Here is a 258-nt window from a genome sequence, read left to right as displayed (position 1 = left end):
TGTCCACTGTGATTTTTTGTAGAGCAGGCATATTGATAGGGAACACTCTTTCTACTCCCACATCACCACTCATTTTTCTGATAGTGAAAGTCTTAGTGGCTCCAGTTCCTCTTAGTTGGATAACAACTCCTTTAAAGAACTGAGTTCTTGTTTTTTGACCTTCTTTAATTTCGTAGTAAACAGTGATGGTATTACCAGCTTTGAATTCAGGGAATTCTTTCTTTGTAATGTACTTGTCTTGTACGTACTTAATTAAAT

The 258-nt window shown here is 35.7% G+C and carries 1 protein-coding gene; it reads right to left on the bottom strand.

Annotated features, from left to right (window positions below; genetic code table 11):
• Window positions 1-258 (bottom strand): 50S ribosomal protein L19 (rplS, locus tag F1003_RS16010; RefSeq protein ID WP_155090369.1); only part of this gene is annotated, 258 nt, incomplete at both ends.

The organism is Winogradskyella ouciana, from assembly GCF_009709615.1.
GTDB lineage: Bacteria > Bacteroidota > Bacteroidia > Flavobacteriales > Flavobacteriaceae > Winogradskyella > Winogradskyella ouciana.
The sequence above is the reverse complement of the archived record's forward strand: the minus strand, read 5'-3'. Positions and strand labels throughout refer to the sequence as shown.